This is a genomic window from Paraprevotella xylaniphila YIT 11841, from assembly GCF_000205165.1.
Lineage (GTDB): Bacteria > Bacteroidota > Bacteroidia > Bacteroidales > Bacteroidaceae > Paraprevotella > Paraprevotella xylaniphila.
Genome location: NZ_GL883839.1, coordinates 1 through 16,090 on the forward strand (window position 1 = coordinate 1; position 16,090 = coordinate 16,090).

General features: G+C 40.9%; 15 protein-coding genes. All 15 read right to left on the minus strand.

All coding sequences use genetic code 11. The features are described from left to right. Window positions 1-84: 84 nt before the first annotated feature. Window positions 85-2,388, minus strand: coding sequence for a DEAD/DEAH box helicase (locus HMPREF9442_RS06760; protein ID WP_008626735.1), 2,304 nt, complete (start codon window positions 2,386-2,388; stop codon window positions 85-87). Between the two features lies 1 nt (window position 2,389). Then, complete coding sequence (locus HMPREF9442_RS06765; RefSeq protein WP_008626737.1) at window positions 2,390-2,857, minus strand: glycosyltransferase; 468 nt, start codon at window positions 2,855-2,857, stop codon at window positions 2,390-2,392. Window positions 2,858-2,919: 62 nt separating this feature from the next. Next, the gene (locus tag HMPREF9442_RS06770) at window positions 2,920-3,372 is read right to left on the minus strand and encodes an oligosaccharide biosynthesis protein Alg14 (protein ID WP_040602754.1); all 453 of its coding nucleotides are present in this window, start codon (window positions 3,370-3,372) and stop codon (window positions 2,920-2,922) included. A gap of 108 nt (window positions 3,373-3,480) precedes the next feature. Then, on the minus strand, window positions 3,481-4,371 hold the full coding sequence (locus HMPREF9442_RS06775; protein ID WP_008626741.1) for an ATP-grasp fold amidoligase family protein: 891 nt from the start codon (window positions 4,369-4,371) through the stop codon (window positions 3,481-3,483). Between the two features lie 7 nt (window positions 4,372-4,378). Next, window positions 4,379-5,548: a pyridoxal phosphate-dependent aminotransferase gene (locus HMPREF9442_RS06780; RefSeq protein ID WP_008626743.1), complete on the minus strand. Its 1,170-nt coding sequence runs from the start codon at window positions 5,546-5,548 to the stop codon at window positions 4,379-4,381. Between the two features lie 52 nt (window positions 5,549-5,600). Next, window positions 5,601-6,422 (minus strand): glycosyltransferase, encoded by an 822-nt coding sequence (locus HMPREF9442_RS06785; RefSeq protein ID WP_157183530.1) that lies wholly within the window; start codon window positions 6,420-6,422, stop codon window positions 5,601-5,603. A gap of 293 nt (window positions 6,423-6,715) precedes the next feature. Further along, window positions 6,716-6,967, minus strand: coding sequence for a serine O-acetyltransferase (locus tag HMPREF9442_RS06790; protein ID WP_253271052.1), 252 nt, complete (start codon window positions 6,965-6,967; stop codon window positions 6,716-6,718). A gap of 303 nt (window positions 6,968-7,270) precedes the next feature. After that, window positions 7,271-8,473: a glycoside hydrolase family 99-like domain-containing protein gene (locus HMPREF9442_RS06795; protein WP_253271053.1), complete on the minus strand. Its 1,203-nt coding sequence runs from the start codon at window positions 8,471-8,473 to the stop codon at window positions 7,271-7,273. Further along, a complete protein-coding gene (locus tag HMPREF9442_RS06800; protein WP_172634394.1) occupies window positions 8,436-9,629 on the minus strand; it encodes an O-antigen polymerase in 1,194 nt (397 codons plus the stop codon). The genes HMPREF9442_RS06795 and HMPREF9442_RS06800 overlap by 38 nt, the downstream gene beginning before the upstream one ends. Before the next feature lie 113 nt (window positions 9,630-9,742). Continuing rightward, the gene (locus HMPREF9442_RS06805; protein WP_008626750.1) at window positions 9,743-10,954 is read right to left on the minus strand and encodes a polysaccharide pyruvyl transferase family protein; all 1,212 of its coding nucleotides are present in this window, start codon (window positions 10,952-10,954) and stop codon (window positions 9,743-9,745) included. A gap of 22 nt (window positions 10,955-10,976) precedes the next feature. Then, window positions 10,977-11,960 (minus strand): acyltransferase family protein, encoded by a 984-nt coding sequence (locus tag HMPREF9442_RS06810; protein WP_008626751.1) that lies wholly within the window; start codon window positions 11,958-11,960, stop codon window positions 10,977-10,979. A gap of 36 nt (window positions 11,961-11,996) precedes the next feature. Then, entirely contained in the window at window positions 11,997-12,950 is a 954-nt protein-coding gene (locus HMPREF9442_RS06815) for a Coenzyme F420 hydrogenase/dehydrogenase, beta subunit C-terminal domain (RefSeq protein WP_008626752.1), read from the minus strand. Next, window positions 12,947-14,260, minus strand: coding sequence for a flippase (locus tag HMPREF9442_RS06820; RefSeq protein ID WP_008626753.1), 1,314 nt, complete (start codon window positions 14,258-14,260; stop codon window positions 12,947-12,949). Before HMPREF9442_RS06820 ends, HMPREF9442_RS06815 begins: the two co-directional genes overlap by 4 nt. Window positions 14,261-14,351: 91 nt before the next feature. Continuing rightward, on the minus strand, window positions 14,352-15,281 hold the full coding sequence (locus HMPREF9442_RS15335; RefSeq protein WP_008626754.1) for a TIR domain-containing protein: 930 nt from the start codon (window positions 15,279-15,281) through the stop codon (window positions 14,352-14,354). Window positions 15,282-15,331: 50 nt separating this feature from the next. Beyond that, on the minus strand, window positions 15,332-16,090 hold a 759-nt coding region (locus tag HMPREF9442_RS06830; RefSeq protein ID WP_008626768.1), incomplete at its 5' end, for a UDP binding domain-containing protein.

Genomic DNA, 16,090 nt, shown 5'->3' on the forward strand with positions numbered 1-16,090 from the left:
CCATAAGAATCTTGTTTTAGGGTTTATGCCAATACAAAGGAACGGATTTATCGTAAGAAATCAAAGTAATACCAAAGGAAAATACTATAATTTTATGGTTTTTGTCTTTCCCGGTATGATTGTCAGGTTGGCCGTTCCGTTGTCTTTTATTTCCACGTTTATATATCGGGCCTCTACCACGACTTTCCCGTCCAACATGATGATACCCCACTGGTTCGGGTTTTCTTCCATTGCGCAATAGTTGCCTATCGGCTTTTGGATACGGCGGTAGATGGGTGGTACGATGATACGCTCGCCCGATTTCAGTCCCCATTTCAGTCCGGACTTGAACGGCACAGCGTTTTGTAAGGTGGCCAACCGTTCTTTCTGTTTCTTTTCTTGCGTACGTTGTTTGTCCGCTTGCTTTTGGGCGGCACATTCTCTTGCTTCGGACATCAGTTTTGATACAGCAGCCTTGAAGTTCTCCGTTTGCGTCTCGGGAGTCATGCAGGCGATATACCGTTTTTCTTTACCGGCTTCTGCATGGTAGTATCTTCCTTCTCCGTCGGCAATCACGATGCTTCCGTCTGGCAGTTTTCCACAAAACCGATAATAGCTATCCTCGTCATTTTCCAATATGCAAACATAGTCCTTGTTCAAGGAGTCTTCCGTGCTTTCTACATATTTAAATTCGGGAGTGATGAAAGGATCGTAAATGAGCAGATAGAAGCCCCTTGAAAAAAAATCGTGCCGGTCGATGCCCGAACGGTTCACATAGGCATGCTTCGTACGGCTGTAGAACATGCGGCCTACTTGGAGTATTTCTATTTGGCCGAATTTCATTACAATCGGCTTGTCCGGGTAGTATTGGTTGCACCTTAAATCTATGTAGGACGTTTTGTCATTCCGGTCTGTTACGGCCACGATGTTGTCCGGCAAGAATTTCATACGCTTGTACCTGTCGGTTTTCATCCGTATTCTTCCGTTCTTGTCTACGATAGCTGTGCGGCAGTCCTCGAACTGTACGGCAGCAAGATTATCTTTTACGTCGAACAAAGTGGAATATTGTGCTTTTGCGGTGATGGTCTGCCCGCATTTTAATCCCCAGAGACCGTTTTGGCGGTCTTTGAACGGTTTTAGTTTTTCCTGTAGTGGAGTATTATTGTCCGTGGGAGACTTGCTTTTGTTCAGGTAATCCCATAATATTTCATGCGACATGACCATTTCGAGCGGCTCATTGGAGCATCCCGTTGGGGCTTTTTCTTGCTTTGCAGCCAAGTATTCCGTTTTCTTACAAGTTGTACGGTAGCCTTTTCCGGCCAACCGTCCTTCAAACATGGCCTTCCAGTCCCGGTAGGCCGTGGGCAGTCCGAACAGGCGGTACAGACCCACGTTATCTATCAGCATGCAAGTGTCTTTACCCGTTGCTTTCCGCAGTCCGCGCCCTACTTGTTGTAAGTATTTGGCCAACGAAAGGGTAGGGCGGGCCATCTGTATGAACTCCACGTCCGGGCAGTCGAAACCCTCGCTGAATACATCCACATTCACCAATACTTGTATCTTGCCCCGTTTGAAATTTTCTATAAGTTGTTTACGTTGCCGTGTAGGAGTCTTACTGTCAATCGCCACGCTGTTTATTCCACGCTGCCGGTAGAAACCGGCAATACTCCGTGCATGGCTGATGCAGATAGCATACACGATGCCTTTCTTTCCATCGGCATATTGCCGTACGCTTTCGTACAGCTGTTCGATACAGGGTTTGCGGTTCAGCACCTCGTTCATTTCTTTCGTTTGGAAATCACCATCCGCCCCACGTTTTGACAAGTTTTCTATCAATCGTTGGGATTTGCTGCCCGGACGGATGGATACGTAGTCGAAAGCTGACAGCCATCCTTGTCGGATAAAATCGGCAATGCTGTCCGAAGTAACCAGTTCGTCAAACAAGTCCGTGAATCCCCTGCGGCTCATCCGGCAAGGGGTAGCCGTCAAGCCCAATTTTTTTGCCTCAGGATGACGTAGCCACAACTCCTTATACGTTTTAGCCAGTGCATGGTGAGCCTCGTCAATGACGATAAGGTTTGGGGATTCGTGAAAGTCAGCGAGATGACGCGACAGCCATTGGATGGACATGGCCCTTACCCTTCCGTCTTCCTTCGGGATGCTTGGGATGCCGTATCGTTCCATGGTTTCCTCAATCTGCTCCACCAGTTCGCGGCGGTGTGCCACAATCCAGACACACCGTTTCCCATCCTCTTTCAGGCTGTCATAAATGATGGATGCCAACAGATGGGTTTTTCCCGTACCTGTTGGCATCTGGAGCATGATGCTTTTGTGCGATTTCCAAGCTTCAAGTACATGCGTTTTGATGTACTTTTGATAATCGCGAAGATGACTGTGGGGGCGAGTCATACTATCCTATGACCTTGCATAATTCATCTATCAGACTTTTGCTTGCAATATCTCCCAAATCATGCAAGGGTCTTAGATTCCGGGTTGTCAACAACTCTTTTAGTTCTTTTGCGTCGGTTGCCACGTACACATAGCCGAGTTCTTTCATCTTCTGGGCTGTGGCCAACTGATGCTCGTTGCGATGTTCACCCCATGCGGCTATGCGTGGAAAGATTATAATAGGCTTGTGTTGGCGCATGGCGGAAATAATAGTACCCATACCGGCATGGGCCACAATGAGGCGTGCCTTGCTGAATAGTTTGTTAAACTCATCGGGCGGTAAAAATTCTATGGTACGGATGTTTTGAGCCACATATTCACTTTTGTACACTTGCGCGATGATTTCCTCATCCAAATGCGCGGCCACTTCATCAATGATTTTCACGAAACGGTCGAATGGGGCCTGAGTACCGATAGTGCAAAATATCATAATCGGGAAATATTAAAGTAACAATAAGTCAAAGAACGGGGGAGCAACGGGCGGTTTTGCCTTTAATCACCAAAGATGTTTCCGGCATAATGCACCTGTGCAGAAGCAAGACCCGGCCATTGGGTGTACACGTGGGTTGCGAATTTACGTGCTAATTTTCCACAAGCACTCATGGTTTGTACATTGGCTACAGAGTCAATCCAGATGGTCTTAGTTCTGGTCATTCTGCCTAAAATAATGGTAAGCAGTCCCGGAGCCGCACCTGTTGTGACGATGGCAGTGGGGCGTTCTTTGAGCAAAATCCCCAAAATATTGAAGGAAGCCGGTAACATTTTCCAAGCATTCCAACGGCTGAAATCCATCATGGTATGAAACCGGCAAGTGCCGACCATGGATTTACATTTAGGGTGGGTTGACATGTACACCACTTCATAGCGTTCTTCTAAAGGACGGGCAATGCGGAGGAGTTGTACCCAATGGCCTCCGATAGAGGCGACGGCGAGGATTTTCTTCATTAGTCTTTGTGTTAATTGTAGCATTTGCAAAATGTTGTATATCCATATTAAAGTATGTGGACAAAACATGCCTAATAAGGAGTTTTTGTTGGAAATACCTCCATTGGCTTATACGTTTTTTTCTGGCAAGACAAGAAGTTCCCCCAATTTAAAATCCCAATCGTCTGGGGTGAAGTGTATATGTCCGGTTCCGGGAGTGTATGTCATTTCACCAAAGAATATTTCATCATTCTGGTCTATGTAAAAGTCGACACGAACAAAAGGAGTGCCCTTTGCCAATTTGCGAGCCATTTCTATCATGCTGTCAAATTTTGCAGGCTTTTTAATGTTTGCGTTCGGGTCATTTTTAGAAGTCATGTAGAAGTCCACAAAATTCCAATTCAAATCATACACATTGAGCTTATGTCCCACAAATCGGTCATAGTCCACTTCTATGTAGGTTGGTTCCCCATTGAAACAGAAAACTTTATAATCCTTTAACTGCCATCCTGTATCATCTACCATGTATTTCTCTGCAAGAACAACCGGTTTGACATTCTTGTAAGCATATTCACGTGTCCTATAATAGAAGTTTTTCTTTAGGCTTTTCATGATTTTCTTTCTGGCGGCATACTTGTCTAATTTTGATTTGTCTGTACATATCACAAGACCCCCCGAATCGTGATTGCATTTGAGTACAAACTGGTCTGGTAAGGAATCAAAATCAATCTTGTCAAAACTATCCCATGCCCCGTAAGTAGGTATGATATGATTCTCCCCAATGATTTTTGCAACGATTGGTTTTACTCTATATTTGTCTACCATGTCGGTGTATGACCAATCGTGATAGTTCAACAAAAGCCATTGCAATTTGTCGTTGAACCTTTTAGGAGTTTTGAGATTAACACTTCTGTGATGGCTTAGGAAATAAGTAAACCTAATCCAAGTTTCATCGTTTTTTATGTATGGTGATATAAATGTTATCACATCTTCACATAAGGTTTTGAACCACTTTTTCATGTCTCGTTTAATTTAATTCTTCAACAAACGTAACCAGTCTATTCATGCCTTCACGTATTTTGGATTCATCTAATGTAAATGCAATACGTATGAAGTCATCACAAATCTTTCCGTATGCTATTCCCGGAACCACTGCCACTTGTTTTCTTTTGAGTAATTCATACGCGAATTCTTCTGATTTCATGTCTGTCTTGCTGATATCAATCATCGCGTAGAAAGTGGCATCGACTGTTGCAGGTTTTATTTTCTTTGTCCGGCTCAACGTTTCCATCAAAACGTCTCTCCTGTTCTTGAAAACGGTAGCCATTTCCGTGGAGTAATCGATATCTGTGCGCAATGCCTCTATTGCCGCATATTGTGATGGCAGTGGAGCACAGGCAGCTACGTTTTCTTGCAATTTGGTCATAGCGGTGATTATTTCCCGGTTGGCCGCCACATACCCTATACGCCATCCTGTCATACAAAATTCTTTAGAAAGACTGTTAATAAAAATTGTCCGTTCTTTCATATCAGGGAGCGATGCTATGCTTTTGGGACGCATATTCCCATTATATACCAAGCTTTTATATACTTCATCGGTAATCACCATAAGATTTTTTTCTTTTGAAACTTCTGCAATTTGGGAGATGAATTCTTGGCTGAATATTTTGCCCGTGGGGTTGCAAGGTGTATTGAGTATGATTGCTACCGTTTTGGGTGTTATTGCTTCCTTGATTTTATTCACGGAACATTTGAATTCTTTGATGTGGTCATAGTCTTCCACGATAACCGGTACGCCGCCACACATCTCAACCATCTGTTTATAATTCACATAGTAAGGGGCAGGTATTATAACTTCATCTCCAGGGTCGATAGTAGCTAACAATGAGAGGTATAGGCCTTCCATAGCACCAACACTTACCAATATTTCATTTTCTGGAGAATATGTCAGTTGTTCTTTCTTGAATATGTAATTTGCGATGGCTTGGCGTAAGTCAATCAGGCCTGCGTTTTGTGAGTAACGCGTCTTGTTTTCCATAATAGCTTTACATCCGGCTTCTTTGATTGGGGTTGGGGTCGGGATGTCGGGGTCTCCTAAGGTGAAATCAATCACATCTTCATATTCCTTGGCCATATTGAATAATTTCCTAGTCAAGGATGGCTGAATATTTGTAGCCGCTTTTGAAATCTTAATCATATACGTTTGTTTTTATGATTTTGGATAATTATCGTTTTGGAATGTTCGTCATTTATACCAAATTGAGCTTTTTGAGCAGTTCTTTTGTTATTACCTTATTTACGTCATAGGTTTCTGCGTTTTGTTGGCACTTCAAGGCCATCTTTCCTATGTCATAGCATCCTTCAATACACTTTTTCATTTTGTCGCATAATGCAGGGGTGTTATGTACCGGAATGAAAAGAGCGGTTTCTCCCTCAGTCATAAACTGTTTGTTGTGTGCCCAATCTGTGACAATCATAGGGACACCGCTTATAAACGCGTCAATAAACACCCCTGCGAAACCTTCACCTTTCCAATAGGTTGGGAATAGCATCAGGTCGTATTGGGATAACTTGTCGTAACCTTTCTCGTTTTGTAGGTTAAGGAAACCTCGGTAATTTACGTTTTGTAAGGGTTCTATTTTTTGGAAAAAGTCAGTCTCATAGGTTTCAGCGATTTTTCCATAAAAGTCAATGGTATATTTGTCTTTAAATCCCGTAGCATTGAGTTGCCGGGCAGCTTCAATAATGTAATCGCAACCTTTTTCTTTCATGATTCTGCTAAGAAATACGAAACGTATCGGGCGTGTTATTTCCTTTTTCCATTCATCTATGCGTTCCTTTATGTTGGGGTAATAGGTGATAGGTTTAAAGTTTGGAAGTTGAAAAACATTTTTTACGCCACAATCGGTCAATTGCTGTACCATCAGATTACTCTCAACAATCGTCCAGTCCATATAACCGATTATGTCTTTATCAAATATGCCGTTTTTGACTTTTTCACCGAGAGTTCCGCCTATAACCCAATGAATCGTGGGTTGTTTCCATTTCACTTTTTTCATCAACTTCATCATCGGGTACACGTTTACCGTACTGGTCGAGAATATGATGGTGTCTTTTTTATGTATTACCAAATTCCAAATCAGCTGTAAAAACACCCAAGGATGCCTTTTCCAGTTCTTGAAGTCTACACATCTGCACTTCACTCCCAGTTCTTCCAACTTTTGTATCATCAGTTGGTTCTTCATTGTCTCCCCACAATCGGCAGGTTTGCCTTTGTTTATCCAACCGATAATAATTATTCCGTTCATTGTTTGTTTCCTGTTATATTGTATCTTTAAAGGGCATAAAAAGAGTAAAATTGCTTTTAATCTACTAATACCCAAGGCTCGTTTGTGTGATTCCTCCGTTTGATTATTTTTGCAGGCACACCGGCAACGATGCTATGGCTCGGCACGTCCTTTACGACTACTGCATTTGCACCGATTATGACATCGTCCCCAATTGTTATGGGGCCGAGTACTTTTGCTCCGGCTGCAATCCATACGTTGTTCCCGATAGTAGGGATTCCTCCATTTGCCCATCCTATCGTGACTTGTTGGTTAACCATGCAGTTCATGCCCATTTCTTTCACAAGAATCATAGTGCTGAAACCGTGCATTATTCTCAACCCCCCTCCAATACCCCCCCCCGTTTTTATTTTTTTTGCAAACTATATATAAGTTTAAATGGTAGGCTGTGGGGTATGTGAATATTCTCATCCATCCGAGTCCCCCGGATTTTAATCTGAAATCAATGAGCCTTCTGTATTCCGCATATTTGAAGAACAGAAGTAAGAATGAGGTTGTTCCGGAGGGAATATTTTTCCATTTGCACCAAGCTTGAAAGTCTTGCCTGAGTTCTTTTAAGGTCACCATAGGTTCTATTTTACGAGTTTTCCCAAAATATCAATGTAACCATGGCCGAATTTTAAATCCGGTTCCATGTAATTTCCTTCTCCCCATTCGTTCCAACTCTGTAAGAACAAAATCTTGTGCTCGTCTTGTTTGTCCTTTATTAAGTCAAGTGCTTGCTCGACCATTTTCCCAAATAGTTTCGGAGTAGAACCGTGCCAGATGTTATTTGTCTTCTTTCCTGAACGTGGGCTACGGTCAAAATTCGGGATAATGGTTGGATATATGTTTTCCATTTTGTCGTTTTCTACATAATAGTTTCTTATGATTTTAGCATAATCAATATGTAATACATAGTCAATGTGTAGCTTGGTCTGTATGAACCGTTTTAAATAATAAATCAACGGTGAGTCGGATTTTGCTTGTGCGCCATTTCCTCCACGTGAGTTTACCGCATCAAAGCCTAACGATAAAATATGGTTATAATAATCCCCAGAGGCATCTTTTGGGGAAAACACGTTCCTTATTTTACCGTCTGACGTATGTAGCCTGAAATTTTCTGTCAGTCCAACGAAATGGAAACCTTTCAGTCCTTCTTTTTCAGCCAACTTATTCCATAAATCTTTGAAATGTGGGAAGTCCACAAAGTCCCGAGGGGCAAATACGACAAACAAAAGCTTGCCATCTACTTTGATATAACGTTTGTCTTTAAAGGCATTCAAATATTTATAGAAATGTGAAATATGGTCTTCGTCTCCGGGGTAGGTCATTTCAACAATGATGGTTTCTTTGTATCCCGTTTTTGATGAGGTCCAAGTCCGGGTGGACCATGTATGGTTTGCCCATCCTAGGCAAAAAGGAAAATCAGGCTTGCCGCTTTCCACGACTTCGTTAAAAGGGCGTTCCAACAATTCTTTTCCTCCCCCGAACCAATAATGCCAATAACAGAATCCTTCTATACCGGCCTCGCGTGCTAACTCGGCTTGTTGTTCTCGGATTTCAGGCATTCGTAAGTCGTAATATCCTAAATCGGCAGGAATACGGGGCTGGTAGTGTCCATGGAAAAGCGGTCTGGCTCTTCCAACGTTTGTCCATTCCGTAAAACCCTTACCCCAAAATTTGTCGTTCTCAGGAGTCGGATGAAACTGGGGTAAGTAATAAGCTATGACTCTTGCTTTTTTGTTTGCCATAATTTTATTTGATAAAGTATTGTGGGGTGATGAATATGTCATTTTTGTTCTTTAGCCCAATAGATGAATTGATTAGCCAGATAATGAGGAACCCAGTAAACAAGTCTAAGCTATTACTAAAAGTCTTGTATGTAAAGCATGTAAATCCCGTAACGCATAGCATGCCCCAAACGTAGAGAATATAGAGCTTGTTAGATGCGATAATATGTTTTTTAAATATTGCTTTTTTCAGAATGAATGAGAGGGTCAGCAGGAACGGGATGATAAAATATCCAAAATCTGAGTACATGTCACCAACAAAGGTATAGAATCTACTGGGAGATATTCCCATTTTAGGTCCCCAGTAATCTCGGCGTTCCAAAAAGTCCGTAAAAGTGTCCATGCCTAAAATATATTTAATGAAAGCAAAGCAGTTATCCCCTTCGGTGAAAGCTTGCGTATGCCACATGTTCTGGTTAAAATTAAGCGTGCCTTCTCCGGCATATAAGGAAATCCATCCTAACAAGGACACGGTTTGTGCACCTTCGCTCATGCTGTAACGGGCAAATGTCATGATGGAGAACAATAATATGAAAATGGAAAAGATGCCTATTGCTATTGCCTTTATTCTTTTTATGTAATTCCTGTTCTTAATATAATTCCGGAACATCAGGTATGTAAATATGGCATTCAATGAGGTGAAGACTACGGCAGATCGTCCAGAGAGCGATAGTGTGTATAATACCGGGTTGACGCATCCCATTAAAAGTCCCCCTAATTTATATTTGTTGATTTTTCCATATCCGAGATAAAGGAATAATAAAAAAAGGGAGCAATATTGGAACTTAAGATTCAATGAATTGCAAATTTTTCCAACGGGGGAATACCAGTTCACTACTTTTTGCTTGTTGAAATCGCCTTCCATTTTGTCTGCATACAATGTCGCGAGTGCGTCCGAATTGTCAAAACTAAATGTTTTTACCAGATGGATGGCGTTTTCAAAAAAAGGTATGATGGAGATTAAACAGAAAAATAAGATTATTCTTTCAAAAAAGAACTTGTTTCTTATCGTAATCGTGGAATATCTATCATCGATATATCCAAATGGAATGATTGAAATAGCAAGGCATGTGGCGAAAAAGATGTATGGAATTATTGTAATCTTATTATATTCTTGCGAGGCTGTATAGAATATAATGGAAAATATGGATGAAAGCATCCATATGAACATTATATAACGAAGGCATGCTTTATCTTTCCTGTAGCAAGAAACCAATATAAAAAGAATAACATGAAATATAGAAAAAGCAACAACGACAGGCATATTGATAATTATTGTAAAAGTTGTGACGCTTCTGAGAAACAAGACATGGCTATGGCATGTGCATGGTCTGCGTATTCTTTCAAATTTTCTCTCGAAGGTTGGTTACCGGTGATTACCTGTTCAAATTTGGCGAAATCAAACTTGTGTATGGAAGCTTCCGTATTGAATTCAAATGAACGTCCTTTTATGCCTAAGATTTCCAACATGCCTGCTATCTTATGTTCGTAACTTAATGCGATTACAGGAATACGGTTGTTGATACCGAACACGATAGAGTGGTAACGTGTACCTATTATCATTTGGGCATCCTTAATTATATTTTGTTGGATGTCAGAACTGTATGTGTCCGGAAATACTATGATTCGTGATGGATTTTCCGTTTCTTTCTTTAACCTCTTGAAGTATAGGTAATCGTTCTTTTTTCCTGCATTATAAAGCTGTGGGAGCATGACGATGTTATAGTTGGTCTTTTGGATTATGATGTCAATCATTTTTAGGTAACATTTGTCAATAACGTCCTGTGGCATGTTTGTGAATGACGGATGCCATGTTAGTTGGTTGGGTACAAACACGATATATTTTTGTTTGCCTAAGTCTGTCCTGACACTGTCAGGTAATGTGGCATTGGGCGTGTCTAAAAAGGCGGAATCAATGGATTTTATGTATTTTATGCCAAGTTTGTTTGCCAAATCCATGCTTCGGGCATCTCTCAATGACAAGAAGTCCATCTTTTTAAGTATTTCTTTTGCTCTTGTGCAGAAGATATGTTGTAATATGTTTCGAGGGTTAAATGGTCCTATTGAGCGTGAGTAGTAAATGACGGGCTTATTGTAATGCTTGCATAACATCATGTTATACAAGTGCGACCAATTATAAAATCCGCCTAGGCAGATTCCCCCAGGGGCGCAAAGCACTATGTCTGCTTCTTGGATGTATTGTATTAGTTTCCGGTTACTGGGAATAATACGACTCCAGAACATCATGCCCGAACAAGCAGAAAATATGCGGCTTTTGCGATATCCTTTATTGGTGTTAATGTTGATATATTTGTTTTGTGGGTTATCTACTTTGATTTGTTTGATAGTTCCTTCTTTCACGTTCTCAAGCAAAATCATGACAGAGGCATTGGGTACATTCTTATTGAGTGTGCGGATAAGGCTTCTGTGTGCAGCTTCGTCACCTCGGTTGTATACAGGTTGGTTTAAAAGTAATATTTTCATTGTTTATGTTGTTATGATTTTTTTATATTTTCTTTTTACCTACTAGGAAAGGGGCGTATTTGTTGATGAGGGATGATATTCCGAGTAAGATAAATGATTGTACAGTACATAATAGAATAGGATAAATCCATTGGCTTCCATTTAAAAATTCAAAATGCCTGAACAGAAGCATTGTTATAGCCAAAGCCTTTCCATTAAAGGCAAAAAAAGCTAATGAATTCTTTCCTTGCCTTTCAAAAAAAGAACAAGGGTATAAGCATGAAATAGCACAAATGGCAATTATTCCAATAAGTGACAGAATGATGAATAGCAAGGGGGCGTTGTAATAATTGTATGCAAAATGAAATTCCATGTTTGTGTTTAGCTGTAAGGCAAAATCTACACAGATATATAATATAAGTAAGGAAATCCCTGTTTTCCTGCTTATTTGTATGGCTTTGCCATCAGTGAATTCTTTCGTTATATTTCCTACGATAAAGTAAGCCAATGCAAAAAGAGCTATGTCGCAATAGTAAGGGCAGGTATATGATACAGTGTTTCTTATCAGATAAACTGAAGGCAGCAGTATTATTGCTGTTGCAATTTTGCTTTTTAAGTTTTTCATGTAAATATGGTGGAGCAAAATGAAATACAATTGCACCATAATAATACATGAAACGAACCACAAGTCATAACCATATACAATCCTGAGTATTCGATTGCTGATGATATCGTAATTGCCATTGAGTAATGCCTTCCAGTTATCGAGTCCGATGAAGGCAAGCAGGAAACACAAGAGGAAATATGGAATGATTAAGTTCCTTGCCAATTTCAAAATATCCGTTTTGATGTCCTTGTGGCAATTGAACAAATATCCAGACAAGAAGAAAAATAGAGCTAAAAAGAATGGCGTGTAAATCATTTGTAGATAAGTGTGTTCTAATTTGCAGTGTGCCAATAAAACACTGAAAACACAAATTCCGCGGGCATTGTCAATCCATCTTATCCTTGTTTTCTTTGTTTGCATAGGATTATTATTAGTCGTTGATATATTCTTAATGTTTTATTTTCGTTTTTCTTTTAAAAGCATTGTTTTCTCAAAGCAATTTTTAATTTTGCAATGAAGCGATAATAAGCCTATGTCAAGCACTAAAAATCTATACCAGGGTTTTGTACAAAGTTGACGAAAGAGCTTTATTCTGTCAGGGTGGTGTCTATAACTTTCTTTTCTGTCCAATGTGGATTTTTGGGATAATATAACTTGCTGATAAGAGATTTCATTTGCATGAATATAGTTATCATTTTGGGCTTGAGTTAGGATGTGATTTCCAGTCTCAGAGAAGCAAGTGGCTAAAGTCATGCCGATTTTTTCTGATGATATATATTCTTTTAGCCATGGGTCTGCGAGTGCGATATCACTATGTTGGTTTAATGTGTCTTTACACATGAAACATTTTGGACGAATAAATAGGCGTGAATGGAAGATTCTATTCCAAATGGAAGCGTTATTGGCTATGAAGGTCTTTTTGTTGACTTTTGTCTTTATTGTGATTCCGCTTGGCCATCCGTTTCCTCTATATTGGATATGGCAGACATTTTGTTCTTTTATATTGATTCGTTTTAATAAATATTTGGTTGCATCAAGTGTTTGTTGCGAAGAGCAAGTTAACCCGATTATGAATACTTTGTGACCATGTCTTTCACAAATTGATTTTATGGCCTTTGTTTGGCAAGGTAAAGCGAAACAAGCAAGTGTTCCCTTTATTTCATTTTGGTGCGATTTAACAAATCCGATTAAATCTATTTCTTGATAAATTGAACCACAAATTTGGTATTCATCAAATGAGTGAATTATTTTAGGAACATATCTTAGTGTAATAGGGTCAAACTCGAAAGATATGGATGTACCAATAAGTTTGTTGTCGAATAACCATTTGATAATGGTTGTTCCTATTCCTCCAGACGTGGCTTTATATCTGATGTCGGGGTTTGTGGAATATCCGATATAACTTTTCATTTTCTTATCATTCTTTTGAAATAGCGTAATTCTTTCCAACCTAATAATATAGCATAGAGTTGTAGCTTCATGACGTTGTGGTAGGCGGGAATCAACAGGTTTGCGAAACACCCGGTGAACAAAACCGTGATTATTGTGACGTATGAAGAACCGATGATTCCATATTGTGGAATTAGGAAATAGTTTAGCAATACACATAGGATGCAACCTAAGATATTTCGTATGAAAGCCCATTTTTGAATGTGTTCCATGATGATGATTTGCCCCCCGGCGGAAGACAGAGCTATCCCTACGGCCTTGAACGCCATGATTTGTAAAACAGGAATAGTTGGAGTATATTGCATACCGTATGTGTATGTGATGAGCCAATAAGAAAGCGATGAGACCATTACGGACATGATGATAGCCGTCCATGTGGTGATGCTTACGAATGTCTTCTTTTTAACTTCGTATGTTTCCGGTTTGTTTTCTTTCTCCCTTATCAACATCGGGGTGACAGTCTGCACCAAAACCATAGGGAGGAATACAATCAGATCTACGAACTTTCCAGCCGTGGCGAAATAACCAACTTCTGTTTTGTTTATCATATCACCAATCATGACTTGGTCTATGCGTTGGTAAATGATGACAGCTGCCCCAGATAGGACGAGGGGAAATGATTCTTTTAGGATAAAAGGCACTAAAGTCTTGTCGAAATACCATTTTCGGATGGAACCAACAGTGGATTTATAACTAAGGTAATATCCGCTTGCAACCAATGCCGTATCAAATATTTGTGCATAAATAAAGTATTCCAAAGGCGCTTTAATCCAAAGCAACAGGATTTTGATTCCTGCACCGACGAATGTACGGTACATTTCAGATTTTACAATATATTTGTTTTGGACTATGGATGTGAAATAGTTACGCAATAGATTCCCAGTACCGGTGAACAGGGTCAGTCCATAAGCTAACACCATCAGGGAGGTAAACTTGTCTGTTTGGAAGTAAAACAAAGATATGGCAATGACGATATAAGCTGTTGTAGCAAAAAACATTCTCAGGCTGAAACATGTCCCCATGATGGCATCCTTTTTGTCATTCTGCTGGGACAGCTCACGTATTTCGATGTTGTCCATGCCGAATGTCGCAATAATGGAGAAAATGGCTACATAACTAATTACATAGTTCATGAGGCCATAACTTTCCGGGCCGAGATATCTGGCGACCAATATTCCAACGAAAAGCGCACTTGCCATATTGATGGCCTTGCCTCCTAAAGACCATGCTACATTTGAGACGATTTTCTTTTGTGAATTAGATAAGTTCATGGCTAAAAGCGGTTCAACTCTCTTGGTTACAGTAGTAAATATTGGAATTCGCTAAATTGGGATGCTTACGGTTTGAAACTAAGTTTATCGGTCATACCAACTCGTTCAAATCCACATCAAGCCCGGCTGCTTTCATTTCCTTGGCGACAGCAATCTGCCATGCCCCCTTGTCGTCAAACGGCACATATACGATACCGGACATGTCACTGGGGATTTCCACCTCAGAATCCACCAAGGCGCATACGTTCTGTCTTCCCAACAAGGCACACATATAACCGTGTTCAAAAACCACATTTTGCCGGGCGCGGGGATTCAGATATTCGTCGGCATGTGGCTTGTCATTTCCTAAATCACACGCAGTGTATAGGATTATGGCAAAGGCCAAATCATTGGCTTCACGCTCGATTTTCTCAATGATGGTACACCCTGCGTTGGGCTGCTTGAAAAGGACAACGGGGTCGTATCCTAAGGTTTTGATAAACAATTCGACTTGTGACCTTATGGTCGTGTCATGTCCATGTACAATGAAAACGCGTCTTGAATCGGGATGGAAACTTTCCTTTTCAGTCCTTTCTATTTGTACGGTAAGAGAGGGTAATAATGGGATTTTCAGAACCAGTGTTTCCAAGTATTCGATTTTACTTTTAAGTTCGTCCTGATATGCTTGAACGAGATTTTCGTTTCCTGTGAAAATCAGGCATTGGCCACTGTTGATGTAACCACGTTGGTATTCATTGTTGGGGATGTCAAACGCTTGTTTTAAAAGTTCGCTATTGTAATCTGTCCATTGTTTGAATTCTGAAATCCATTTTTCTTGTTCTTCTGTCAGTTCTGTTCTCGCTTTCCTTATTGTATAACCATATCCTCTATAAACATCAGGAATATTTGGAACAGAGGCTTTCATCAAAGATAACTTTTTGCCAATTTCTATCCTCTCTGAAAGTTCTGAATGGAAAAGTTCTTTTTCCAATACAAGTTTTGTTTTTTCAGCAGATTTGTTTGTTCCTTTTCGATTTGCCATAATTGATTAAGTGTAAACTTGTTTGAAACAATTCTTAAATTACGGGATATTCAATCCCTCCTGAAAATATCTCGTGTATAGACTTTCTCCTCCACATCATCCAAACAAGCATCATACCGGTTGGCAATAATCGCTTGGCTTTGGCTCTTGAAAGCATTTAAGTCATTCACCACCTTGCTGCCGAAGAACGTGCTGCCGTCTTCTAGCGTGGGTTCGTAGATGATGACCTCCGCACCTTTGGCCTTGATGCGCTTCATCACGCCCTGGATGCTCGACTGGCGGAAGTTGTCCGAGTTCGACTTCATCGTCAGGCGGTACACGCCGATGACACACTTCCGCTCTTCGGACGGGTTGAAGTCGCCACGGTTGTAATAGTCATAGTAACCGGCCGTGTGCAGCACGCGGTCGGCAATGAAATCCTTACGCGTGCGGTTGCTTTCCACGATGGCTTGGATGAGGTTTTCCGGAACATCCTGATAATTGGCCAACAGTTGCTTGGTGTCCTTGGGCAGGCAGTAGCCGCCGTAACCGAACGAAGGGTTGTTGTAATGGCTTCCGATGCGTGGGTCAAGGCTTACGCCATTGATGATGGCCTTCGTGTCTAGCCCCTTCATTTCGGCGTACGTGTCCAACTCGTTGAAGTAGGATACCCGCAAGGCCAAGTAGGTGTTGGCAAAGAGTTTCACGGCCTCGGCTTCGGTCAGGCCCATGAACAGCGTGTCGATGTCTTCCTTGATGGCCCCTTCCTGCAGGAGGGCGGCAAAGTCGTGTGCGGCCTTGTCCAACCGGGCATCCCCTTCGGGACGGCC